Annotated in this window: 20 protein-coding genes; 16 read left to right on the forward strand and 4 right to left on the reverse strand. The window is 57.3% G+C overall.

Features of this window, described 5'->3' with window-relative positions; all coding sequences use genetic code 11:
* Nucleotides 1–4: 4 nt before the first annotated feature.
* The 4 genes from rstA to tus all read left to right on the forward strand — a co-directional run bounded on the left by rstA (nt 5) and on the right by tus (nt 3603).
* Nucleotides 5–721, forward strand: a complete 717-nt coding sequence (gene rstA / locus ACMGGE_RS06925) for a two-component system response regulator RstA (RefSeq protein WP_021241154.1) — start codon at nt 5–7, stop codon at nt 719–721.
* A gap of 244 nt (nt 722–965) precedes the next feature.
* Nucleotides 966–1226, forward strand: coding sequence for a hypothetical protein (locus ACMGGE_RS06930; protein ID WP_045910345.1), 261 nt, complete (start codon nt 966–968; stop codon nt 1224–1226).
* Nucleotides 1227–1301: 75 nt separating this feature from the next.
* Nucleotides 1302–2600 (forward strand): two-component system sensor histidine kinase RstB, encoded by a 1299-nt coding sequence (gene rstB / locus ACMGGE_RS06935; RefSeq protein WP_045910344.1) that lies wholly within the window; start codon nt 1302–1304, stop codon nt 2598–2600.
* A 73-nt stretch (nt 2601–2673) separates the two neighbouring features.
* On the forward strand, nt 2674–3603 hold the full coding sequence (gene tus / locus ACMGGE_RS06940) for a DNA replication terminus site-binding protein (protein WP_420293575.1): 930 nt from the start codon (nt 2674–2676) through the stop codon (nt 3601–3603).
* On the opposite strand, the gene fumC is transcribed toward tus, so the two are convergent.
* Both fumC and fumA read right to left on the reverse strand, forming a co-directional pair.
* A complete protein-coding gene (gene fumC, locus ACMGGE_RS06945; RefSeq protein WP_111966816.1) occupies nt 3604–4998 on the reverse strand; it encodes a class II fumarate hydratase in 1395 nt (464 codons plus the stop codon).
* Between the two features lie 182 nt (nt 4999–5180).
* Complete coding sequence (gene fumA, locus ACMGGE_RS06950) at nt 5181–6827, reverse strand: class I fumarate hydratase FumA (RefSeq protein ID WP_028012930.1); 1647 nt, start codon at nt 6825–6827, stop codon at nt 5181–5183.
* Nucleotides 6828–7026: 199 nt separating this feature from the next.
* On the opposite strand from fumA, the gene manA reads away from it, so the two are divergent.
* Both manA and ACMGGE_RS06960 read left to right on the forward strand, forming a co-directional pair.
* Nucleotides 7027–8211 carry a mannose-6-phosphate isomerase gene (gene manA, locus ACMGGE_RS06955; protein WP_262796142.1) on the forward strand — a complete coding sequence of 395 codons (1185 nt, stop codon included), beginning with the start codon at nt 7027–7029 and terminating at the stop codon, nt 8209–8211.
* Between the two features lie 214 nt (nt 8212–8425).
* A complete protein-coding gene (locus ACMGGE_RS06960) occupies nt 8426–9958 on the forward strand; it encodes a YdgA family protein (RefSeq protein WP_045910341.1) in 1533 nt (510 codons plus the stop codon).
* 97 nt (nt 9959–10055) lie between these two features.
* Here the strand turns inward: ACMGGE_RS06960 and ACMGGE_RS06965 are convergent, their stop codons facing one another.
* Nucleotides 10056–11084 carry a Mal regulon transcriptional regulator MalI gene (locus ACMGGE_RS06965; RefSeq protein ID WP_021241148.1) on the reverse strand — a complete coding sequence of 343 codons (1029 nt, stop codon included), beginning with the start codon at nt 11082–11084 and terminating at the stop codon, nt 10056–10058.
* Between the two features lie 179 nt (nt 11085–11263).
* On the opposite strand from ACMGGE_RS06965, the gene malX reads away from it, so the two are divergent.
* From malX to add, 3 genes are all read left to right on the forward strand, one after another.
* A complete protein-coding gene (malX, locus tag ACMGGE_RS06970; protein WP_024909342.1) occupies nt 11264–12856 on the forward strand; it encodes a maltose/glucose-specific PTS transporter subunit IIBC in 1593 nt (530 codons plus the stop codon).
* A 48-nt stretch (nt 12857–12904) separates the two neighbouring features.
* Nucleotides 12905–14077, forward strand: a complete 1173-nt coding sequence (locus tag ACMGGE_RS06975; protein ID WP_420293576.1) for a MalY/PatB family protein — start codon at nt 12905–12907, stop codon at nt 14075–14077.
* 96 nt (nt 14078–14173) lie between these two features.
* A complete protein-coding gene (add, locus tag ACMGGE_RS06980) occupies nt 14174–15175 on the forward strand; it encodes an adenosine deaminase (RefSeq protein ID WP_023343982.1) in 1002 nt (333 codons plus the stop codon).
* A 55-nt stretch (nt 15176–15230) separates the two neighbouring features.
* Here add and ACMGGE_RS06985 read toward each other — a convergent pair whose 3' ends face one another.
* Nucleotides 15231–16271, reverse strand: coding sequence for an oxidoreductase (locus ACMGGE_RS06985; protein WP_420293577.1), 1041 nt, complete (start codon nt 16269–16271; stop codon nt 15231–15233).
* A 243-nt stretch (nt 16272–16514) separates the two neighbouring features.
* On the opposite strand from ACMGGE_RS06985, the gene blr reads away from it, so the two are divergent.
* The 7 genes from blr to rsxD all read left to right on the forward strand — a co-directional run bounded on the left by blr (nt 16515) and on the right by rsxD (nt 21824).
* Nucleotides 16515–16640, forward strand: coding sequence for a division septum protein Blr (gene blr / locus ACMGGE_RS06990; protein ID WP_196364997.1), 126 nt, complete (start codon nt 16515–16517; stop codon nt 16638–16640).
* 231 nt (nt 16641–16871) lie between these two features.
* The gene (gene ydgT / locus ACMGGE_RS06995; RefSeq protein WP_013096896.1) at nt 16872–17087 is read left to right on the forward strand and encodes a transcription modulator YdgT; all 216 of its coding nucleotides are present in this window, start codon (nt 16872–16874) and stop codon (nt 17085–17087) included.
* Nucleotides 17088–17173: 86 nt separating this feature from the next.
* Nucleotides 17174–17614, forward strand: coding sequence for a DUF2569 domain-containing protein (locus tag ACMGGE_RS07000; protein WP_045910336.1), 441 nt, complete (start codon nt 17174–17176; stop codon nt 17612–17614).
* Nucleotides 17615–17690: 76 nt separating this feature from the next.
* Nucleotides 17691–18272, forward strand: a complete 582-nt coding sequence (gene rsxA, locus ACMGGE_RS07005; protein WP_008500564.1) for an electron transport complex subunit RsxA — start codon at nt 17691–17693, stop codon at nt 18270–18272.
* Nucleotides 18272–18850: an electron transport complex subunit RsxB gene (rsxB, locus tag ACMGGE_RS07010; RefSeq protein ID WP_048222798.1), complete on the forward strand. Its 579-nt coding sequence runs from the start codon at nt 18272–18274 to the stop codon at nt 18848–18850. The genes rsxA and rsxB overlap by 1 nt, the downstream gene beginning before the upstream one ends.
* Complete coding sequence (gene rsxC / locus ACMGGE_RS07015; RefSeq protein WP_420293578.1) at nt 18843–20771, forward strand: electron transport complex subunit RsxC; 1929 nt, start codon at nt 18843–18845, stop codon at nt 20769–20771. Before rsxB ends, rsxC begins: the two co-directional genes overlap by 8 nt.
* Nucleotides 20772–21824 carry an electron transport complex subunit RsxD gene (gene rsxD / locus ACMGGE_RS07020; protein ID WP_024909350.1) on the forward strand — a complete coding sequence of 351 codons (1053 nt, stop codon included), beginning with the start codon at nt 20772–20774 and terminating at the stop codon, nt 21822–21824.
* Nucleotides 21825–21833: the final 9 nt, after the last annotated feature.

Here is a 21833-nt window from a genome sequence, read left to right on the forward strand (position 1 = left end):
CTGTATGAATAAGATTGTTTATGTTGAAGACGAACCCGAAGTCGGGCAGCTGATCGCCGCCTATCTGGGTAAACATGATATGGACGTCATTGTTGAACCTCGCGGCGATCGTGCCGAAGAGGTGGTCGTCCGTGAAAACCCGGATCTGGTATTGCTGGATATTATGTTGCCAGGCAAAGACGGCATGACGCTCTGCCGGGACCTGCGCGCCCGTTGGGAGGGCCCTATCGTCCTGCTCACCTCACTGGACAGCGATATGAACCATATTTTGTCGCTGGAGATGGGTGCCAATGATTACATTCTGAAAACCACGCCGCCTGCCGTCCTGCTCGCTCGCCTGCGCCTCCATTTACGCCAGCACGCCAGCATCGAACGCGAAGCACCGGCGCCGTCTCTGACGCCGCACAAAGCGATGCGCTTCGGTACGCTGTCTATTGATCCGATTAACCGTCAGGTGCTGCTCTCTGGCGAGCTTATCGCCCTTTCCACCGCAGATTTTGACCTGCTGTGGGAGCTGGCAACGCATGCCGGGCAGATCATGGACCGTGACGCGCTGCTGAAAAACCTGCGTGGCGTAAGCTACGACGGAATGGACCGCAGCGTTGACGTGGCGATTTCGCGTCTGCGCAAAAAACTGCAGGATAACGCCACCGAGCCCTACCGCATTAAAACCGTGCGTAACAAGGGCTATCTGTTTGCCCCACATGCGTGGGAAACCTGATCGCCGGATAAGATAACCTGTGCGAAATGAAGGCATTGCGCGACGATGCCTTCTCTTCGGGCGTTTATTTTTACGTTTGCGCAACAATTAACTTGCTAAGCACGCGAACTATTCCATAATTACCTTCTCGACTCTCCTTTCTTCAGCTCGCCCCGCTCTTGCGATTGTTTTACTCATTTTCGCCGTGAAGCTTTCACGACATCTCTCCAATAAATCTTGAAATGAGGATTTAAGCTCATGAATTATGTATAGCTACGGTCAGGTAGAAGCGATAAAAACCAATCTTGAGTGGATTGTTAATCAGGCAACCCTGAACCACGCCTCCCCCTCACGCACCGATCAAAAAGCGCTCTTTGACCTGCTGGAACTCATCCAGTCTTACGAAATACTGCTGGACCTCATCAGCGAATACGGAACGGATGTGATTGATACGCACATTGCGGAAGGCCTGGCCGTGACGGAAAAATTCATCGCCAAGGTAAAAAACAGCGCGAAAGCCATGTAACACGCTCGACAGACGTGAAAAACTCGAAGGGTTTTCATGTATATTCTGCATATAGCGTTTTTTCGGTGAGATCCAATGAAAAAGCTGTTTGTGCAGTTTTATCTTTTACTGTTTGTCTGCTTCCTGGTAATGACCATGCTGGTCGGGCTGGTCTATAAATTTACCGCCGAACGTGCGGGCAGGCAGTCTCTGGACGACCTGATGAAAAGCTCGCTGTATCTGATGCGCAGCGAGCTGAGAGAGATCCCGCCACACGACTGGGCGAAAACCCTGAAAGAGCTGGATCTCAATCTGTCATTCGATTTACGCATTGAGCCGTTGAAAGATTTCGATCTGGACCCACCCGCCATGCAGCGTCTGCGCGACGGGGACATCGTCGCGCTGGATGAGAAATACACCTTTATTCAGCGTATTCCGCGCAGCCATTACGTGCTGGCCGTCGGGCCAGTGCCCTATCTCTATTATCTGCATCAGATGCGCCTGCTGGACATGGCGCTAATGGCCTTTATCGCCATTTCGCTGGCGTTTCCGGTTTTTATCTGGATGCGCCCGCACTGGCAGGACATGCTGAAGCTGGAATCCGCCGCGCAGCGTTTTGGTGAGGGACACTTTACCGAGCGCATCCACTTCGACAGCGGTTCCAGCTTTGAACGTCTGGGCGTGGCCTTTAACCAGATGGCCGATAACATCAATGCCCTTATCGCCAGTAAGAAACAGCTCATCGACGGGATTGCGCACGAGCTGCGCACGCCGCTGGTGCGCCTGCGCTATCGTCTGGAGATGAGTGAGAATCTGACGGAAGCAGAGTCTCAGGCGCTTAACCGCGACATTGGCCAGCTTGAGGCGCTGATTGAGGAGCTGCTGACCTACGCGCGCCTCGATCGCCCGCAAAACGAACTGAACCTCAGCACGCCGGATCTGCCCGCGTGGCTGCAAACCCACATTGACGACGTTCAGAGCGTGAACCCACAGCGTACGCTGTTGACGCGCGTTACGCCGGGTGACTACGGCGCACTCGATATGCGCCTGATGGAACGCGTGCTGGACAATCTGATGAACAACGCCATGCGCTACAGCGAAAGTACGCTACAGATTGGGCTGGATTTGCAGGGTAATCAGGCCAGCCTGACGGTAGAGGATGACGGGCCGGGGATTGCGCCGGAGGCGCGCGAAACCGTGTTTGAACCGTTTGTCCGCCTCGATCCCAGCCGCGATCGCGCCACCGGAGGCTGTGGTCTGGGGCTGGCCATTGTCTACTCTATCGCGCAGGCCATGGGCGGCACGGTACATTGCGAGGAGAGCGAGCTCGGCGGCGCGCGCTTCTGCTTTAGCTGGCCGGTGTACCATAACATCGCCCTTCCCGTTCCTGCCTGACCTCAACCGCACGCTGGCCTGACCCGGCGTGCTGTGCTATATGATAAGTATGTTGTAACTAATGAGGGTACTTATGGCGACCTACGATCTTATCGAACGGCTGAACAGCACGTTTCGGAAAATAGAACACGAGCTGCTGACCCTGACAGAACGTTTGCAGACCTGCCGCCTGCTGGCCGCGCGCGTCTTTACCCTGCCCGAGGTGGTCAAAGGGGCCGAGCACGATCCGCTGGACACCATCGACGTGAAGCAGCACATCGGCAAGGCCGCACTGGAGCTGGCGATGAAACACTATCGACATCTTTTTATCCAGCAGCAGTCTGAACAGCGCAGCAGCAAGGCAGCCGTGCGGATGCCGGGCGTGATCTGTCTGCAAACCGATGCAGTATCGCGCGAGGCGCTGGAAAGCCAGATTGCCCATATCAACAGCCTGAAAGCGGCATTTGAGAAGATCGTTACCGAGGAGTCGGGCCTGGCCCCTGCCGCCCGGTTTGAATGGGTCCACCGTCAGCTTCCGGGGTTAATTACGCTGAATGCCTATCGTACGCTGACGGTACTGCGCCACCCCGCCACGCTGCGCTTCGGCTGGGCGAATAAGCACATCATTAAAAACTTCACCCGGGATGAGATCCTGGCGCAGCTGGAAAAAAGCCTCAAGGCGCCACGCACCGTCGCGCCGTGGTCGCGTGAGCAGTGGATTGAGCGCCTGGAGCAGGAGTACCACAGCATCGCCTCGCTACCGGCGGATACGCGCCTCAAAATTAAGCGCCCGGTGAAGGTTCAGCCTATCGCCCGCGTCTGGTATTCCGGCCAGCAAAAACAGGTGCAGTATGCCTGTCCAACGCCGCTGATTGCGCTCTATGATGCCGATCAGGGGGCTATCGTGCCGGATATTGGTGAGTTGCTGAATTACGATGCTGAAAATGTCCAGCACCGTTACCGACCCCAGGCGCAGCCGCTACAGCTGATTATTCCGCGGCTGCACCTGTACGTGGCGAGTTGATTATTTCAGACTGCCGACCATCGCTTCAGGGCGCACCCAGGCATCGAACTCCGCCTCCGTCAGATAGCCCAGCGCCAGGGCGGAGGCTTTCAGCGTCAGCCCCTCCTTATGCGCTTTTTTGGCGATCTCGGCGGCTTTGTCGTAGCCAATGTGGGTATTGAGCGCGGTCACCAGCATCAGCGACTCATTTAACAGCTGGCTGATGCGCTCGCGGTTTGGCTCGATCCCCACCGCGCAGTGTTCGTTAAAGCTCTCCATGCCGTCTGCCAGTAGACGAATCGATTGCAGAACGTTGTGGATCATCATCGGACGATAGACGTTCAGCTCGAAGTTGCCGGATGCACCGCCCAGGTTAACGGCCACGTCGTTGCCCAGTACCTGACAGCAGAGCATGGTCATGGCTTCGCACTGGGTCGGGTTGACTTTACCCGGCATGATGGAGCTGCCCGGCTCGTTTTCCGGAATGCTGATTTCACCGATGCCGCAGCGCGGGCCCGAGGCCAGCCAGCGCACGTCGTTGGCGATTTTCATCAGCGAGGCCGCCAGCCCTTTCAGCGCGCCGTGAGTGTGGACCAGCGCATCGCAGGTCGCCAGCGCTTCGAACTTGTTGGGCGCCGTGACGAACGGCTGTCCGGTAATGGCCGCAAGCTCCTCCGCCACACGCACCGCATACTCCGGATGGGTGTTTAACCCGGTGCCCACCGCCGTGCCGCCGAGCGCCAGCTCCGCCAGGTGCGGCAGGCTGTTCTCAATGTGCTTCAGGTTGTGTTCCAGCATCGCCACCCAGCCGGAAATCTCCTGGCCGAGCGTCAGCGGCGTGGCGTCCTGCAGGTGCGTACGGCCAATTTTGACGATGTCGCGGAAGGCCTGCGCCTTCTCGTTGAGCGTAGATTTCAGGACGTTAAGCTGTGGGATAAGCTGTTCGCGAATAGCAATCACCGCCGCCACGTGCATGGCCGTGGGGAAGACGTCGTTAGAACTCTGGCTCTTGTTGACGTCATCGTTCGGATGAACCTTACGCTCCATGCCGCGCACGCCGCCCAGCAGTTCGCTTGCCCGGTTCGCCAGCACTTCGTTCATGTTCATGTTGCTTTGGGTGCCGGAACCGGTCTGCCAGATGGCGAGAGGGAATTCGTCAGGATGCTTGCCCGCCAGCACTTCGTCGGCGGCATTTATGATGGCGGTGGCCTTGTCTGCCGCCAGCAGGCCTAAATCCTGGTTCACTTTTGCGGCCGCGCGTTTGGTGAGGGCCAGCGCCTGAATCAGCGAGACGGGCATTTTTTCAGTCGAGATACGGAAATGCTCCAGCGAACGCTGGGTTTGCGCGCCCCATAGCTTGTCGGCCGGGACGTCGATGGCGCCCATCGAGTCTTTCTCATGGCGTACCGTTGTCATTACTTTCTCCTTGATAACACTGTCGGGATTGCTCACATGCTTAAGGGATAAGTATTGATGACTTCTGAGAAACGTTATGGCGCTTTGTGCGCTCTTTTTGGTGTCGGGTGGCGGCTGCGCCTTACCCGACCTACGAGAATCCAGGCCGGGTAAGCGTCAGCGCCACCCGGCAATTTACAGAATTACTTCACACACGCCGAACACTGGGACGACTGGATCTGCTTGAAGAAGTCGTTGCCTTTGTCATCCACGAGGATAAACGCCGGGAAATCTTCCACTTCAATTTTCCAGATCGCTTCCATACCCAGTTCCGGGTATTCCACGCACTCCAGGCTCTTGATGCTGCCCTGCGCCAGAACCGCAGCCGGGCCGCCGATGCTGCCGAGGTAGAAGCCGCCGTGCTTGTGGCAGGCGTCCGTCACCTGCTGGCTACGGTTGCCTTTCGCGAGCATGATCATGCTGCCGCCGTTAGCCTGCAGCTGGTCGACGTACGAGTCCATACGGCCTGCCGTGGTCGGGCCTAACGAGCCAGAAGCGTAGCCTTCAGGCGTTTTCGCCGGGCCCGCGTAGTAGATCGGGTGATCTTTAATGTACTGCGGCAGCCCTTCGCCGTTGTCCAGGCGCTCTTTCAGCTTCGCGTGCGCGATATCGCGGCCCACGATAATCGTGCCGTTGAGGGAGAGACGGGTCGAAACCGGATACTGAGACAGCTGCGCCAGAATCTCTTTCATCGGACGGTTCAGGTCAACGCGAACCGCTTCCCCCTCGCCCGCTTTACGCAGCGCTTCCGGAATGTATTTACCCGGGTTGTTTTCCAGTTTTTCGATCCACACGCCTTCGCGGTTGATCTTCGCTTTGATGTTGCGATCCGCAGAGCAGGAGACGCCCATCCCGACCGGGCAGGAAGCGCCGTGACGCGGAAGACGGATCACGCGCACGTCGTGAGCGAAGTATTTGCCGCCAAACTGCGCGCCGAGGCCCAGGTTACGCGCTTCTTCCAGCAGCTCCTGCTCAAGCTGCACGTCGCGGAACGCCTGCCCGTGCTCGTTACCTTCGGTAGGCAGGCCGTCGTAGTATTTGGTTGAGGCCAGCTTCACGGTTTTCAGCGTGCTTTCCGCCGAGGTACCGCCAATCACAAACGCGATATGGTACGGCGGGCACGCCGCGGTGCCGAGGGTGCGCATCTTCTCAACCAGGTAGTTCTTCAGCTTGCCCGGGGTAAGCAACGCTTTGGTTTCCTGATAGAGATAGGTTTTGTTGGCCGAACCGCCGCCTTTGGCGATACAGAGGAATTTGTACTCATCACCGTCGACGCTGTAGAGGTCAATCTGTGCTGGCAGGTTGGTGCCGGTGTTGACCTCTTTGTACATGTCCAGCGCGGCGTTTTGCGAATAGCGCAGGTTGTCTTCGGTGTAGGTGTTATAAACACCGTGCGCCAGCGCGGCTTCATCACCGCCGCCGGTCCAGACGCGCTGGCCTTTTTTACCGACGATGATCGCCGTACCGGTATCCTGACAGGTTGGCAGAATGCCTTTCGCCGCGATATCGGAGTTACGCAGGAACTGCAGGGCAACGTACTTATCGTTTTCGCTGGCTTCCGGGTCACTCAGAATATCGGCAACCTGCTGCTGATGGGCAGGACGGAGCATAAACGAGGCGTCGTGGAAAGCGTGCTGCGCCAGCAGCGTCAGCGCCTGCGGATCCACCTTGAGGATCTCTTGTCCTTCAAACTCAGAGACGGAGACGTGATCGCGGGTTAACAGGTAATACTCGGTCTGATCCTTACTGAGGGGAAAAGGATCCTGATAATGGAAGGGTTTATTCGACATTGTTCTCTCACTTACTGCTTCGGTCTGTTTATTCAGGGCAGATGTTCCGCTGCCCGGCTTAAAAGCGAGTCAGCTTATCCTACACAATTTTTTAACAAAAACTGAGACTAGTACGACTTTTTACATCCACAGGTTACTTCCATGTGGTTTATTGCTTTAATACCCGGAGTTAATTCCATCATTGAATCAGGGCTTGATAATGCAAAAACTCATTAACTCAGTGCAGAACTACGCCTGGGGAAGTAAAACTGCGTTAACGGATCTCTACGGTATCGCGAACCCGAACAACCTGCCGATGGCAGAACTGTGGATGGGGGCGCACCCGAAGAGCAGCTCAAAAATTGAAGACGCCAGCGGCCAGGTGCGCAGCCTGCGTGACGTAATAGAGGCCAACAAAGCCGCGCTGCTGGGCGACAAGGTGGCTCAGCGCTTTGGCGAACTGCCGTTCCTGTTTAAAGTGCTGTGCGCCGACCAGCCGCTCTCCATCCAGGTTCACCCGAACAAGCAAGCGTCTGAAATCGGCTTTGCGAAAGAGAACGCGGCAGGTATTCCGTTAGACGCCGCCGAGCGTAACTACAAAGATCCTAACCACAAGCCGGAACTGGTGTTCGCGCTGACGCCGTTCCTGGCGATGAATGCGTTCCGCGAGTTTTCAGAAATTATCTCCCTGCTGCAACCTGTCGCAGGTGCCCATAACGCTATCGCGCATTTCCTTGAAAACCCGAATGCCGACGCGCTGAGCCAGCTGTTTGCCAGCCTGCTGAATATGCAGGGTGAAGAAAAGTCCCACGCCCTGGCGGTGCTGAAAGCCGCTCTGGACAGCCAGCAAGGTGAACCGTGGGAGACCATCCGTCTGATTTCCGAATTCTATCCGGACGACAGCGGCCTGTTCTCCCCACTGCTGCTGAACGTGGTGAAGCTGAATCCGGGTGAAGCAATGTTCCTGTTCGCGGAAACCCCGCACGCCTACCTTCAGGGCGTGGCGCTGGAGGTGATGGCCAACTCCGATAACGTGCTGCGCGCGGGCCTGACGCCAAAATACATAGACATCCCCGAGCTGGTTGCCAACGTGAAGTTTGTGGCGAAACCTGCCGCAGAGCTGCTGACTCAGCCGGTGAAAAACGGCGCAGAGCTGGACTTCCCGATTCCGGTGGACGATTTTGCCTTCTCCCTGCACGACCTGAGCAGCGCCGAAACGTCGGTCGCTCAGGAGAGCGCGGCGATCCTGTTCTGCGTGGAAGGCGAAGCGACGCTGCACAAAGGCGAACAGCGTCTGGTGCTTAAGCCCGGTGAGTCAGCATTCGTTGCAGCCAATGAGTCTCCGGTCAGCGTAAGCGGCACCGGTCGTCTGGCGCGCGTTTTCAATAAGCTATACCCTAAATAATTCGAGTTGCATGAAGGCGGCGACGCAGCGAATCCCCAGGAGCGTACATAAGTACGTGACTGGGGTGAGCGAGGAAAGCCAACGCACAGGCAACTTGAAGTATGACGGGTATTAGGGACTTACTGATTTTTTTAACAACTCTTGCTAAGCTAGTTGCAGGCTTAATATCTCCAGGCGGTTTTTACCGCCTGGTTTCATTTTAGGGATAGTCGCAATGAAAAAATCGGTCGTAGCGGTAGGAGTGATTGTAGCGTTAGGCGTGGTCTGGACGGGTGCCTCCTGGTTTACCGGGAAACAGCTGGAAGGCCGTCTGGCTGAGATGGTGGCGCAGGCTAACGGAGAGATTAAGCGCAGCGCGCCGGAAGCGGGCCTTGAGCTGAGCTACCAGAACTATGAGCGCGGTGTGTTTACCAGCCGTATGCAGGTTGTGGTGAAGCCGGTTGCCGGTACGGAAAACGGCTGGCTGAAACCGGGCCAGAGCGTGGTGCTGGATGAAGTGGTAAGCCACGGTCCATTCCCGCTGGCGCAGCTGAAGTCCTTTAATCTGATCCCGTCGATGGCGTCCGTTCACACGGTCCTGGTGAATAACGACGTCACCAAACCGCTGTTCGACCTGGCCAAAAATACCTCACCTTTCGAGATCGACACCCGCATCAGCTATGCCGGTGACACGAGTTCTGATATTGCCCTGAAAGCGCTGAACTACGAGAAAGAGAATGAGAAAGTTGCTTTTAGCGGCGGTCACTTCAAACTTGACGCGGACCGCGACGGAAACGTGTTCTCTCTGACGGGTGAAGCGGAAAGCGGCCTGGTCAACGCCGTAAACGAATACAATCAAAAAGTTCAGCTCACCTTCAACAACCTGAAAGCCGACGGCAACAGCCGCATGACCGATTTCAAAGAGCGTATCGGCGATCAGAAACTGTCTCTCGATAAAGTTGCCATTGCGGTTGAAGGGAAAGAGATGGCCGTGCTGGAAGGCATGGACGTGAACGGAAAATCCGACGTGTCCAAAGACGGTAAGAGCATCAATACCCAGCTGGATTACACGCTGAAGAGCCTGAAAGTACAGAATCAGGATCTGGGCACCGGCAAACTGTCGCTGAAGATCGGCAATATCGACGGCCAGGCGTGGCACGAATTCAGCCAGAAATACAGCAAAGAGAGCCAGGCGCTGCTGACCGATACCGCACTGCAGCAGAATCCGGAAGTGTACCAGCAGCAGGCGATGGCGGTACTGTTCAACAACCTGCCGATCCTGCTGAAAGGCGAGCCGGTGATCACCGTTGCGCCGCTGAGCTGGAAAAACAGCAAAGGCGAAACCAGCTTCAACCTGTCTCTGTTCCTGAAAGATCCGGCCACTGCAACGGGTGAACCGCAGACGCTGGCGCAGGAAGTGGATCGCAGCGTGAAGTCGCTCGACAGCAAGCTGACCATCCCGATGGATATGGCGACCGAGTTTATGACCCAGATTGCGAAACTGGAAGGCTACGGCGATGAAGATGCCGGCAAGCTGGCGAACCAGCAGGTGAAAGGTCTGGCGGCAATGGGCCAGATGTTCCGCATCACGAAGGTGGACAACAACACGATTTCCACCAGCCTGCAGTACGCCAACGGCCAGGTCACGCTCAACGGCGACAAAATGCCGCTGGAAGACTTCGTAGGCATGTTTGGTATGCCTGCTCTGGGGATGCCGGAACCAGCTGAACCGGCTGCGCCAGCCGAACCGGCGGCACCGCAACAGTAAACGTCAAACCCCTCGCATGAGGGGTTTTTTATTGTCGGGTGGCGCTGACGCTTACCCGGCCTACGATTCCGGGCCAGCGCAGCGCCGACGGGCGATATTATTTCACCGTCACTAACCGCGCCGCCACAATCTGGTGCCCGGCCTGTACATCCGTATTGTCGATACGCTGCATGATTCTGTCCGCCAGGGTGTAACCCATCTCCCGCGCAGGGGTGGTGGCCCAGACGATCGGCAGGTCGTCGAGGGCGTTTTCCCCGACGTCGGCGAACGCCCCCAGCGCCACCTGGTGGCCGAAGAAGGTTTCCACCCCGCCCTCGCCGCTCTGGCGCCCGGCGCGGATCAGGCCAAACCAGGCGCCCATGGCGATCACATCGTTATAACAAATGACAGCGCTGATGGTCGGGCTGCTTCGCAGCAGCGCGCCTATCGCTTCCGCCGCCATCTTCTGGCTGGATTCACACTCCACGACCCACTCGCTGTGGAACGGCAGTCCGTATTTAATCAGCGTCGCACAATAGCCGCCGACCCGCTCGGCGCGGGTGAGGGACGAGCTTTTACCGCCCAGCCAGGCAATGCGCTGATGCCCACGACGAATAAGATGCTCGGTCAGCATTTGCGCGGCCTGCATGTTATCCGGGCGCAACGTATCGGCTTCGTCGAGGTAGCTGGCGCGCGAGGCAAACACCAGCGGCACGCCTTTTTCGGCGGCGCGCTCGCACAGTTCACTGCCCACGCCCGATGCTCCGGCGACGATCACCCCGTCCACCCCCTGGTTCAGCAGCATATCGAGCCGGGAAAGCAGCTGATCGGCCTCGCGACCGCCATGCAGCAGAAAGACCATCCGCCCCTGCGCTTCAAGCGCTTCGGTTAAGCCGGCGGTTAACTCCGCATAGAACGGTGACGTCAGGTCACGAACAATCAGGCCAATCACCCCGCTTTGCCCACCGCGCAACGCCGACGCCTGGCGGTTACGCACAAAGCCCAACTGTTCAACCGCCTCGTTCACCCGCTGACCGGTCGCGGGAGAGATGCGCCCTTTTCCGCTCAGTACCAGAGAAACGGTGCTGACGGAAACCCCCGCCGCCAGCGCGACATCGTTGATGGTGACTTTCTTCGCTACAGCCATGTCCTGGAGTGACTCCCTGAAAAATGAGATCGGTAAAACGTTTTATCAATACGTTATCTTTATACTACCAGTCAAAGCCTGAGAATGTGATTTAGCGCGCACTAAACTTTGATAAAACGTTTTATCTTCTCGCAGCATTGAAGCAGACAAACTGATTTTAACAATAAAGGAGTCGTTTTATGACGGCGAAAGCAGCACAAAAAATATCGCTGTGGGAATTTTTCCAGCAACTGGGTAAAACCTTTATGCTGCCCGTGGCACTCCTCTCGTTCTGCGGGATCATGCTGGGTATCGGCAGCTCCCTCAGCAGTAAAGACGTCATCACGCTGATCCCGTTCCTCGGCACCCCCGTGCTGCAGGCGATCTTTATCTGGATGAGTAAAGTCGGCTCCTTCGCGTTTAGTTTCCTGCCCGTGATGTTCTGTATTGCTATCCCGCTGGGCCTGGCCCGCGAGAACAAAGGCGTCGCGGCGTTTGCCGGTTTTGTGGGTTACGCGGTGATGAACCTCGCGGTTAACTTCTGGCTGACGGCGAAAGGCATTCTGCCGACCACTGACGCTGCCGTGCTGAAAGCTAACAACATTCAGAGCGTGATTGGTATCCAGTCTATTGATACAGGGATCCTCGGGGCGGTGATCGCCGGGGTGATTATCTGGATGCTGCACGAGCGCTTCCACAATATCCGTCTGCCGGATGCCCTGGCCTTCTTCGGCGGTACCCGCTTTGTACCGATTATCACCCTGGTGGTGATGGGCCTCTTTGGTCTGATCATTCCGCTGATCTGGCCGGTCTTCGCGATGGGCATCAACGGCATTGGCCGCATCATCAACGGCGCGGGAGATTTCGGTCCGATGATCTTCGGTACCGGCGAGCGTCTGCTCCTGCCGTTTGGCCTGCAGCACATCCTGGTGGCCCTGATTCGCTTCACCGAAGCGGGCGGGACGATGGAGGTGTGCGGTCACGACGTGAGCGGTGCGCTGACCATCTTCCAGGCGCAGCTGAGCTGCCCGACTACCCACGGTTTCTCTGAAAGCGCCACCCGCTTCCTGTCTCAGGGTAAAATGCCTGCCTTCCTCGGCGGCCTGCCGGGTGCCGCGCTGGCGATGTACCACTGCGCACGTCCGGAAAACCGTCATAAAATTAAAGGCCTGCTGATTTCCGGCGTGATCGCCTGCGTCGTGGGCGGGACCACCGAGCCTATCGAGTTCCTGTTCCTGTTCGTTGCGCCGGTACTGTATCTGATTCACGCTGTGCTGACCGGTCTGGGCTTTACCGTGATGGCGGTGCTGGGCGTCACCATCGGCAACACCGACGGCAACGTGATTGACTTCGTGGTCTTCGGGATCCTGCACGGCCTCTCCACCAAGTGGTATCTGGTCCCGGTCGTGGCGGCAATCTGGTTCGTGGTGTACTACGGGATCTTCCGCTTCGCCATCACCCGCTTTAACCTGAAAACGCCAGGCCGCGATACCGATACGGCCACCAGCGTGGAACAGGCGGTTGCCGGTACCGTGGGTAAATCCGGCTACAACACCCCTGCCATTCTGGCGGCGCTGGGCGGTGCGGAGAACATCACCTCGCTGGATAACTGCATTACCCGCCTGCGTTTGTCGGTGGCGGATATGTCAAAAGTAGATACCAACGCCCTGAAAGCCAACCGGGCTATCGGCGTGGTACAGTTAAATCAGCACAATTTGCAGGTGGTTATCGGCCCGCAGGTACAGTCAGTGAAAGATGAACTGGCAACCCTGATGCGAACAGTAGAAGCCTGATGCCTCCGCCCCCTCACCATGAGGGGGTTTTACGTTAAGGATTTAAGCATGTTTGATTTCTCCACCGTCGTGGATCGACACGGCACCTGGTGTACGCAGTGGGACTACGTCGCCGACCGTTTTGGCGCGGACGATCTGCTGCCCTTCACCATCTCGGATATGGATTTCGCCACCGCCCCCTGCATAATCGACGCGCTGCAGCAGCGCATTCATCACGGCGTATTTGGCTATAGCCGCTGGAAAAACGACGAGTTTCTCGCCGCCGTTGCGCACTGGTTCCAGCAGCGTTTTAACAGCCGGATTGATACTGAAAACGTGGTTTATGGTCCATCCGTCATCTATATGGTCTCTGAACTGATACGCCTCTGGTCAACCCCCGGCGACGGCGTGGTGGTGCACACCCCGGCATACGATGCGTTTTATAAAGCCATTGAGGGTAACGCGCGTCGTGTTGTGGCGGTTGAGATGGAAAAGCAGGCTACAGGCTGGCAGGGCAATATGGCAGCCCTCGAAGCGGCGCTGGCGAAACCGGAAAACAAAATTTTACTGCTGTGCAGCCCGCAGAACCCGACCGGCAAGGTCTGGACGCGGGATGAGCTGACGCACATGGCGGAACTGTGCGCACGCTATGACGTGGCGGTTATCAGCGATGAAATCCATATGGACATGGTTTGGGGAGAACATCGTCACACGCCGTGGAACGCCGTAGCGCGGGGCAAATGGGCGCTTCTGACCTCCGGCTCGAAAAGCTTTAACATTCCGGCGCTGACCGGGGCTTACGGCCTGATCGGCGATGTAGAGAGTCGTAACGGCTATCTCAGCGCGCTAAAAGGACGGGACGGGCTCTCTTCCCCTTCCGTGCTGGCGCTGACGGCGCATATCGCCGCCTACCAGCAGGGGGAGCCGTGGCTGGATGCCCTGCGGGGTTATCTCGAAGGGAATTTGTCGTATATTGCGCAGGAAGTAAACCGCGCTTTTCCGAAACTGAACTGGCAGGCACCGGACGCGACCTATCTGGCCTGGATCGATCTGCGCCCACTGAACATTGACGATCGGGCGCTGCAAAACGTGCTGATCGAGCAGCAAAAAGTCGCCATCATGCCGGGATATACCTACGGGAAAGAGGGAAATGGCTTCGTGCGCTTAAATGCGGGCTGCCCGCGCAGCAAGCTGGAGCAAGGGGTTCAACGCCTCATCGCTGGGATTAACACGCTCCTGTAATTAACTTGCGCAACGGAATATTCCCTTGCGCAAATAGCTTTTTACCCCGTTTTGTTTTTATAATATGGCGCACTTTAACCAGAAAAGAGTGCGACCATGATTGATACACGCCTGCCTTTAACTGATATTCATCGTCACCTTGACGGTAACATTCGTGCCCAAACCATCCTCGATCTTGGCCGCCAGTTCAATTTAACGCTTCCTGCTCAGACCCTTGAGTCCTTGATCCCTCACGTACAGGTGACCTCTAATGAACCAGACCTGGTCAGCTTCCTGAGCAAACTTGACTGGGGCGTGAAGATGCTGGCGTCGCTGGATGCCTGCCGCCGCGTGGCGTTTGAGAACATCGAAGATGCCGCCCGCAACGGCCTGCACTACGTCGAGTTGCGCTTCTCGCCGGGCTATATGGCGATGACCCACAACCTGCCCGTTGCAGGCGTGGTGGAAGCCGTCATTGAAGGCGTCCGCGAAGGGTGTAAAACCTTCGACGTTCAGGCCCGCCTGATCGGCATTATGAGCCGTACGTTCGGTGAAGCCGCCTGCCTGCAGGAGCTGGAGGCGCTGCTGGCCCATCGTGATGCCATCACCGCCGTCGACCTCGCCGGTGACGAGCTGGGCTTCCCGGGTAGCCTGTTCCTCTCCCACTTCAACCGCGCGCGCGATGCCGGCTGGCACATTACCGTACATGCGGGTGAAGCGGCTGGCCCGGAAAGCATCTGGCAGGCCATCCGCGAGCTGGGCGCAGAGCGTATTGGTCACGGCGTGAAGGCGGTCGAAGATCGCGCGCTGATGGATTTCCTTGCGGAGCAGCGTATCGGTATTGAGTCGTGCCTGACGTCTAACATTCAGACCAGCACCGTAGCATCGCTGTCGCAGCACCCGCTGAAAACGTTCCTTGAACACGGCGTGCTGGCCTCTCTGAATACGGACGATCCGGCGGTTCAGGGCGTGGATATCATCCACGAGTACAACATCGCAGCTCCGCAGGCGGGGTTGAGCCGCGAGCAGATCCGTCAGGCGCAGATTAACGGGCTGGAGATCGCCTTCCTGACGCCTGCGGAGAAGCAGGCGCTGCGGGATAAGGTGGCAACCGCGTAAACCCTTTTGCCGGGTGGCGGCTACGCCTTACCCGGCCTACAACAACGTCAAAAACTTATGCCAGACAGAGCGTGGCGCGATGTTTGGCAGATTCGATGCCCAGCTCAATCAGCTCCATAATTTGTATCGCCTGGCTGGCCGGAACCGGGTTCTCCCCCGTGCCGTTTAGCGCATCGCGAATAGCGGCATAATACGCCGGATAGTTACCCGGTATCGTCAGCAAGGTCTCTTCGACCAGCTCCTCGCCTTCCACCCGCGTGATGACGCCGTCGCGCATATCATAGCCCCAGTCTTCCTGCGGCAGACGCTCACCGTTTTTCAGCCTGTCTTCCTGCGGATCGAGACCAAACTTCACGTAGCTGCCGCGCGTGCCGTGAATAATATAGCGGGCAGATTCTGCAGCCGCGACCATCGTACCGTGCAGCACAATCCGCCGCTGCGGATAACTGAGCACCGCGTGGAAGTAATCGGTTGTCTGCGCCCCGGGTCTGAGCTGGGCCAGATCGACCGTCATGCTCACCGGCAGGCCAAAGAGATTGACGGCCTGATCCAGCAGATGCGGGGCTAAATCATACCAGATGCCGCTGCCAGGGCCGGCCTGCTCGCGCCAGCGGTTTCGTACCTGCGGGCGAAAACGGTCAAAATGGGATTCAAAAAAGAGGATCTCCCCTAACGTGCCTTCACTGAGAAGCCGTTTTACCGTCAGAAAATCGCTGTCCCAGCGGCGGTTATGAAACACCGACAGCAGCCTGCCCAGACTCTTTGCCAGCGCATCCAGCTCGCGCGCCTGTGACAGTGTCACGGTGAAGGGTTTATCGACAACCACATGTTTCCCGGCTTCCAGCGCGGCCTTTGCCAGCGGAAAGTGGGTATCGTTCGGCGTGGGGATAACGATTAAATCAATATTGGGATCGTTGAAAAGATGTTTCGGCTCGGAGACAACCGGCACGGAAGGCCAGTCGGCATGGACTTTTGCAGCGTCGCTGCTGGATACCGCCGCCAGCGCCATGCCCGGCGTCCCGGCTATCAGTGGCGCATGAAACGTTTTGCTCGCGTACCCGTAACCGATAAGCCCAACGCGGATATTATCACTCATAGTGCCATCCTCTGTTATGACGTTCTTATTTCACACTGGCTAGCCTGGCATTACCACGGATTAATAATGTGCCCTATGACGTAAAATAGCAGGTTATACGGATTGTTTTTGTTACATAGTATTAACCTACTGATTTTGTTTAAGGGAACCGTTCCCAAAGCCCTTGCCGTCAGGGAAACGTCGCTGTAACATTTGCGCCCTGTCTTTATGGATAAAGTACAATTACGTATCATGACGTCAATTATTAATCGAATCATTGAATTAGCGGGATGGATTGTCCTTGGGGTTTCGGTCATTTTGCTGGGCGTTGCCAGCCATATCGATAACTACCAGCCGCCGGAGCCAGTCACCGCCGCTCAACCTAAGTAACCGGTTACTGCAATAAAGAGTGACATAATATGTCAGTTACTTATTGCCAGCCCTGGTGAACACGGTTAACCTTCTCTTCCAGGCATCGTCTGATGCCTGAATTTCAGCAAAGAAAACTCCTAATTTCGTCGCGTTACCTGAGTGGGCTGTTTACGTCTTTATTAATCCGTTTATTATTCGAACGAATTACCTTAACTGGTATTACTCACTTTTATATGGAAACTTATTAATATGACAGTTCAGGACTATTTATTAAAATTTCGCAAGATCAATTCGCTTGAGAGCCTGGAAAAACTGTTTGACCATCTGAACTACACCCTGTCGGATAATCAGGACATCATTAATATGTATCGCGCCGCTGACCATCGCCGTGCGGAGCTGGTCTCCGGTGGTCGTTTGTTCAACGTCGGCGAAGTGCCTAAGTCCGTATGGCGTTACGTTTTATAAGAAAGTAGCCATCCGCGCGAAATGTTATATACTCTCCGCCCTGCCAACTGGCTGTACAACATTTCGCGCAGATTATGGGAGAGTTCATGACCGCAACGCCTGGAGAACGCATTGGAGGCTGGTTAATCGCCCCACTGGCATGGCTGCTGGTTGCCTTATTAAGCGCATCACTTGCGCTGCTGCTTTATACCACCGCACTGATTACCCCCCACGCCATCCAGACCCTGATGTCGCAAAGCGTGCTTAATATTGCGTTGTGGTTTGTGTCGTTCGTTTTCGCGATCGGGATGTGGTACTACACGCTGTGGCTGACCATCGCCTTCTTTAAGCGCCGTAAGAATGTGCCTAAGCACTACATTATCTGGCTGCTGGTTTCGGTCCTGCTGGCGGTGAAGGCATTTGCTTTTTCGCCCGTTTCAGACGCGCTGGCCGTTCGTCAGCTGCTTTTCCCGTTGCTGGCCGCGGCGCTGCTGGTGCCCTACTTCAAGCGTTCGACACGGGTGAAAAACACCTTCGTGAACCCGTAATAACCCTACAGATAACCTGTTGTCGCCTGCGTGTGTTTGTTCGATAATAGGCGGCTTTTTTATTTCAGGCTAAATAATGACCGATTACTTACTGCTCTTTGTCGGCACCGTGCTGGTTAACAACTTCGTTCTGGTGAAGTTCCTTGGCCTGTGTCCGTTTATGGGCGTTTCCAAAAAACTGGAAACGGCAATGGGCATGGGGCTGGCGACGACCTTCGTCATGACGCTGGCGTCCATCTGCGCGTGGTGGATTGATACCTGGATCCTCATTCCGCTGGGGTTAACCTATCTCCGTACGCTGGCCTTTATCCTGGTTATCGCGGTGGTGGTGCAATTTACCGAAATGGTGGTGCGCAAAACCAGCCCGGCGCTCTATCGCCTGCTGGGTATCTTCCTGCCGCTGATCACCACCAACTGCGCCGTTCTCGGCGTGGCGCTGCTGAACATCAACCTTGGCCATAACTTTATGCAGTCGGCGCTGTATGGTTTTTCTGCGGCCGTCGGTTTCTCGCTGGTCATGGTGCTGTTTGCCTCTATTCGCGAGCGCCTGGCAGCAGCGGATATTCCTGCGCCCTTCCGCGGTAACGCGATTGCGCTGGTGACCGCCGGTTTAATGTCTCTGGCCTTTATGGGCTTTAGTGGTCTGGTGAAGTTGTAATGAGTGCTATCTGGATTGCCATCGCCTCTATCAGCGTCCTGGGGTTGGTGTTTGGCCTTATCCTGGGTTACGCCTCCCGCCGTTTCGCGGTAGAGGACGATCCCGTTGTAGAGAAAATTGATGAGCTTCTGCCACAAAGCCAGTGCGGGCAGTGTGGCTACCCGGGCTGCCGCCCCTATGCCGAAGCGGTAGGGGTTCAGGGTGAGAAAATTAACCGCTGTGCGCCCGGTGGCGAAGCGGTGATGTTGAAAATTGCGGCCCTGCTAAACGTTGATCCGCAGCCAGTTGACGGCGATGCGGATGTGCAGGAGCCAGTCCGCGCGCTGGCCGTGATCGACGAAGCGAACTGCATCGGCTGCACCAAATGTATTCAGGCCTGCCCGGTCGACGCCATTGTTGGCGCAACGCGCGCCATGCACACCGTGGTGGCGGACCTGTGCACCGGCTGTAACCTCTGCGTAGCACCCTGCCCGACGCAATGTATCGAGCTGCGCCCGGTTGAAACGACTACCGAAAGCTGGAAGTGGGATCTTCAAACCATTCCGGTTCGCAATATTCCTGTGGAACAACATGCTTAAGTTATTTTCTGCTTTCAGAAAAGAGAAGATTTGGGACTTTGACGGGGGTATTCACCCACCAGAGATGAAAACCCAGTCTAACGGCACGCCGCTGCGTCAAATTCCGCTGGCGACCCGTTTCGTTATACCGCTCAAGCAGCACATCGGCGCGGAGGGTGAGCTGTGCGTGAAAGAAGGCGATACCGTACTTCGCGGTCAGCCGCTGACCTTTGGTCGCGGACGTATGCTGCCGGTGCACGCCCCCACTTCCGGTAAGGTGGTCGCCATCGCACCCCATACGGTGGCCCATCCGTCAGCGCTCTCAGAGCTGAGCGTGATGATTGAAGCCGACGGCGAAGACCGCTGGATCGACCGTGACGGCTGGAGCGACTACCGCTCCCATAGCCGCGAAGCGCTCATCGAGCGCATTCATCAGTTCGGCGTTGCCGGCCTCGGCGGCGCAGGCTTCCCGACCGGCGTCAAACTGCGCGGCGGTGGCGATAATATTCAGACGCTGATTATCAACGCCGCCGAATGCGAACCGTACATCACCGCCGACGATCGTCTGATGCAGGACTGCGCCGCCCAGGTGGTGGAAGGCATCCGCATCCTCGCGCACATTCTGCAGCCGCGGGAAGTGCTGATCGGTATCGAAGACAATAAACCGCAGGCTATCTCTATGCTGCGCGCCGTGCTGGCGGGCAGTCACGATATTAGCCTGCGCGTTATCCCGACCAAGTACCCCTCTGGTGGTGCTAAACAGCTGACGCAAATTCTCACCGGTAAGCAGGTTCCGCACGGCGGACGCTCTTCGGATATTGGCGTGCTGATGCAGAACGTCGGGACCGCGTACGCCGTGAAGCGCGCGGTAATCGACGGCGAGCCGCTGACCGAGCGCGTGGTAACGCTGACCGGGGAAGCGGTCTCTCGTCCGGGCAACGTCTGGGCGCGTCTGGGTACGCCGGTGCGTCACCTGCTGGAGCAGGCTGAGTTTTGCCCGTCAAGCGACCAGATGGTGATCATGGGCGGCCCCTTGATGGGCTTTACCCTGCCGTGGCTCGATGTGCCGGTGGTCAAAATCACCAACTGCCTGCTCGCCCCTTCCCCGACCGAGATGGGTGAAGAGCAGGAAGAAAAAGGCTGTATTCGCTGCAGCGCCTGTGCCGACGCCTGCCCGGCGGATTTGCTTCCGCAGCAGCTGTACTGGTACAGCAAAGGCCAACTGCACGACAAGGCGAAAGCCCATAACCTGGCCGACTGTATCGAATGCGGCGCCTGCGCCTGGGTCTGCCCTAGCAACATTCCTCTGGTGCAGTATTTCCGCCAGGAGAAGGCGGAAATTTATGCCATCTCCATGGAAGAAAAACGCGCGGCAGAAGCCAAAGCGCGCTTTGAAGCACGTCAGGCGCGACTGGAACGCGAAAAAATTGCCCGTCAGGAGCGCCATAAGCAGGCCGCCGTTCAGCCTGGCGAGAAAGATCAGGATGCGATTAACGCCGCACTGGCGCGCGTTCGCGAGAAAAAAGCCACTGCGGCGCAGCCCGTGGTGATCCCGGCCGGCGAGAAGCCGGACAACAGCGAAGCGATTGCTGCGCGTGAAGCGCGTAAAGCTCAGGCCCGCGCCCGTCAGGCAGAAAAAGCGCAAACGACCCAGACGGATGCTGAGGTTGACCCTCGCAAAGCGGCCGTTGAGGCGGCGATTGCCCGTGCCAAAGCGCGCAAGGCGGCACAGCAGACGCAAACCGCAGAACCCGAAGCGCCGGTCGACCCGCGTAAAGCCGCCGTCGAAGCGGCGATTGCCCGCGCTAAAGCGCGCAAAGCGGCGCAGCAGGATGAACAACCGCAGGCCGCCAACGATGACCCGCGCAAAGCCGCCGTCGCCGCCGCCATTGCGCGCGTTCAGGCAAAGAAAGCCGCACAGCAAGCAGTTAACGAGGATTAAATGGTTTTCAGAATCGCAAGCTCCCCTTACACCCACAATCAGCGCCAGACATCGCGCATTATGATGCTGGTCTGCCTGGCGGCGCTGCCGGGCATTGCCGTTCAGTGCTGGTTTTTCGGCTGGGGAACCCTGTTTCAGATAATCCTGGGCTGCGCCAGCGCCCTGGCGGCGGAAGCGCTTGTGCTTAAGCTGCGCAAGGCAGCGGTCTCCCGCATTCTTGCCGATAACTCCGCGCTGCTGACCGGCCTGCTGCTGGCCATCAGCATCCCACCGTTTGCCCCATGGTGGATGGTGATCCTCGGCACCGTGTTTGCCGTGATCATTGCCAAACAGCTGTATGGTGGACTGGGCCATAACCCGTTTAACCCGGCAATGATTGGCTACGTGGTGCTGCTGATCTCCTTCCCGGTACAGATGACCAGCTGGCTGCCACCGCACGAGATTGCGGCCACGGTTCCGGGCTTCATGGATGCTCTGCATGTGATCTTTACCGGCCATACGGCACTCGGTGCCGATATGAACGCGCTGCGTATGGGCGTGGACGGTATCAGCCAGGCGACGCCGCTTGATACCTTTAAAACGTCCCTGCATGCCGGGCACAGCGTCGAGCAGATCATGAAATCGGCGATCTACAGCGGCGTGCTGGCGGGTGCCGGCTGGCAGTGGGTCAACCTGGCGTATCTGCTGGGCGGCCTGTTCCTGCTGCAGCAGAAAGCCATCCGCTGGCATATTCCGGTCAGCTTCCTCGTGACGCTGGCGGTCTGCGCCACGCTGGGCTGGGTATTCTCTCCTGAATCACTGGCCAGCCCGCAGATGCACCTGCTCTCCGGCGCGACCATGTTGGGTGCCTTCTTTATCCTGACGGATCCGGTGACGGCCTCAACGACTAACCGCGGACGCCTGATCTTCGGCGCGCTGGCAGGCCTGCTGGTCTGGCTCATTCGCAGCTTTGGTGGCTACCCGGACGGCGTGGCTTTTGCCGTCCTGCTCGCCAACATTACCGTTCCGCTCATCGACTATTACACGCGTCCACGCGTGTACGGTCATCGCTAAGGGTTTCGC

This window comes from Enterobacter sp. BNK-22, from assembly GCF_048684805.1.
In the GTDB taxonomy this organism is placed as follows: domain Bacteria; phylum Pseudomonadota; class Gammaproteobacteria; order Enterobacterales; family Enterobacteriaceae; genus Enterobacter; species Enterobacter quasiroggenkampii.

Coding starts and splice junctions, on each gene's coding strand:
- rsxC (WP_420293578.1), top strand. CDS start 18,843: ATGCTTAAGTTATTTTCTGCTTTCAGAAAAGAGAAGATTTGGGACTTT.
- malX (WP_024909342.1), top strand. CDS start 11,264: ATGACGGCGAAAGCAGCACAAAAAATATCGCTGTGGGAATTTTTCCAG.
- ACMGGE_RS06985 (WP_420293577.1), bottom strand. CDS start 16,271: ATGAGTGATAATATCCGCGTTGGGCTTATCGGTTACGGGTACGCGAGC.
- rsxA (WP_008500564.1), top strand. CDS start 17,691: ATGACCGATTACTTACTGCTCTTTGTCGGCACCGTGCTGGTTAACAAC.
- fumC (WP_111966816.1), bottom strand. CDS start 4,998: ATGACAACGGTACGCCATGAGAAAGACTCGATGGGCGCCATCGACGTC.
- add (WP_023343982.1), top strand. CDS start 14,174: ATGATTGATACACGCCTGCCTTTAACTGATATTCATCGTCACCTTGAC.
- ydgT (WP_013096896.1), top strand. CDS start 16,872: ATGACAGTTCAGGACTATTTATTAAAATTTCGCAAGATCAATTCGCTT.
- rstB (WP_045910344.1), top strand. CDS start 1,302: ATGAAAAAGCTGTTTGTGCAGTTTTATCTTTTACTGTTTGTCTGCTTC.
- ACMGGE_RS06975 (WP_420293576.1), top strand. CDS start 12,905: ATGTTTGATTTCTCCACCGTCGTGGATCGACACGGCACCTGGTGTACG.
- rsxD (WP_024909350.1), top strand. CDS start 20,772: ATGGTTTTCAGAATCGCAAGCTCCCCTTACACCCACAATCAGCGCCAG.
- ACMGGE_RS06960 (WP_045910341.1), top strand. CDS start 8,426: ATGAAAAAATCGGTCGTAGCGGTAGGAGTGATTGTAGCGTTAGGCGTG.
- fumA (WP_028012930.1), bottom strand. CDS start 6,827: ATGTCGAATAAACCCTTCCATTATCAGGATCCTTTTCCCCTCAGTAAG.
- manA (WP_262796142.1), top strand. CDS start 7,027: ATGCAAAAACTCATTAACTCAGTGCAGAACTACGCCTGGGGAAGTAAA.
- rstA (WP_021241154.1), top strand. CDS start 5: ATGAATAAGATTGTTTATGTTGAAGACGAACCCGAAGTCGGGCAGCTG.
- tus (WP_420293575.1), top strand. CDS start 2,674: ATGGCGACCTACGATCTTATCGAACGGCTGAACAGCACGTTTCGGAAA.
- ACMGGE_RS07000 (WP_045910336.1), top strand. CDS start 17,174: ATGACCGCAACGCCTGGAGAACGCATTGGAGGCTGGTTAATCGCCCCA.
- ACMGGE_RS06930 (WP_045910345.1), top strand. CDS start 966: ATGTATAGCTACGGTCAGGTAGAAGCGATAAAAACCAATCTTGAGTGG.
- ACMGGE_RS06965 (WP_021241148.1), bottom strand. CDS start 11,084: ATGGCTGTAGCGAAGAAAGTCACCATCAACGATGTCGCGCTGGCGGCG.
- rsxB (WP_048222798.1), top strand. CDS start 18,272: ATGAGTGCTATCTGGATTGCCATCGCCTCTATCAGCGTCCTGGGGTTG.